The following is a 1618-nucleotide window of genomic DNA, read 5'->3' on the forward strand; positions in this document are numbered from 1 at the left end:
GTACACGCGGGTGTCGTCGAGCGGGCGTCCGATCGGCACGGCGTCGCCGGCCCAGCCGGAGGGCACCGGGTGGCTGGTGGCGAACGTGGTCGTCTCCGTGGGGCCGTACCCGTTGACGACCCGCACGCCGTGCCCCGACACCCGCCGCACCGCGTCCGCCGGCAGCACGTCGCCCCCGGCCCACACCTCGCCCACCGTGGCGAGCGCGTCGGGCGCCAGGTCGGCCACGGTGCGGAACAGTTCGGCCGTCAGCCACACCGCGCTGAGCCGGCTCTGCCTGATCGTGTCCGGCTGGAGCGGGCCCGGCGGGGCGATGACGACCGTCCCGCCGTTCAGCAGCGGCACCCACAGCTCGTACGTGGCCGCGTCGAACGTGTGCGGACTGTGCAGCAGCACCCGCCGGTGGGCGGCGAAGCGCCGGTCGGAGGCCAGCTCGAGGATGTTCGCGTGGGTGACGACGACGCCCTTGGGGGTGCCGGTGGAGCCGGAGGTGTACATGACGTAGGCCGCCGAGCGCGGATCGACCGGCCCTGCCAATGGCCGCGGCGTGGAACGGCCCTCGCCCGCCTCCAGCCGGGTCAGGACGGTCTTGGCGCCGCTGTCCTCCAGCAGCCAGGCCAGCCGCGCCTCGGGCTGCCTAGGGTCCAGCGGGACGTAGCAGCCGCCCGCCTTCAGCACGGCGAGCTGGGCCACCACCAGGTCGGGCGAGCGCTCCATGAGCAGCGCGACCGGCGTCTCCGGCGCCACGTCCAGCCCGGCGGCGACCTGGCCGGACCAGGCGTCCAGCTCGGCGTAGGTGAGGGTGTGCCCGCCGTGCTCGACCGCCACCGCGTCCGGCGTGCGGGCCGCCTGCGCCGCGAACCGCTCAGGCACCGACCCGGCCGCCACGTGCCGGGCGCCTGGCCGCGCGGTGTCGTTCCAGGTCACCAGCAGCCGGTGCGACTCCTCCTCCGGCAGCACGTCGCCCGTACCGCCATCGGCGAGAACTTCGAACGCCCTGGTCAGCCGGGCCGCGATGGCCTCGGTCTCGGTCCTCGTCAGCAGCTCCGCGCGGTAGCCGAGGCGCAGCCAGAGCCGCTCGCCCGCGACCACCGTGACCGTGAGCGGGTAGTGCGTGGCGTCCCGGACCTCGGTCAGTCGCAGGCCGGGCGTGTCCAGGCCGTCGCGGGGGTAGTTCTCGAAGGCCAGCAGGGTGTCGAACAGCTCGCCGGTCCCGCGCTGCACGTCCGCCAGCCGTACGTGATGGAACGCCGTGAGCCTGGCCTGCTCGTCCTGCAGGCGGGTGAGCAGGTCGCGCTCGCGGGTCCTGACCCGTACCGGCACGGCGTTGATGAACAGGCCCGTCATCGACTCCACGCCCGCCACCTCCGGCGGACGGCCGGACACCACCGTCCCGAACACCACGTCCTCGCGCCCGGTCAGCCGCCCGAGCACCAGCCCCCACGCCGCCTGCACCAGCGTGTTCACGGTCACGCCCGCGCGGCGCGCCCGGTCCCGCAGGGCCTCGCTCAGCTCGCGCGTCAGCTCCAGCTCCACCGTCTCCTGGCGCCCGCTTCCAGCGCTCGAGCCCGGTCGGAGCAGGGCCGGGCCCGGCAGGCCCGCGAGCGACTCCCGCCAG

At 75.2% G+C, this 1618-nt stretch carries 1 protein-coding gene; it reads right to left on the bottom strand.

Annotated features, from left to right (window positions below):
• On the bottom strand, positions 1 to 1618 hold a 1618-nt coding region (locus AB0J09_RS64365; protein WP_360714305.1), incomplete at both ends, for an AMP-binding protein.

The organism is Nonomuraea sp. NPDC049784, assembly GCF_040659615.1.
In the GTDB taxonomy this organism is placed as follows: Bacteria; Actinomycetota; Actinomycetes; order Streptosporangiales; family Streptosporangiaceae; genus Nonomuraea.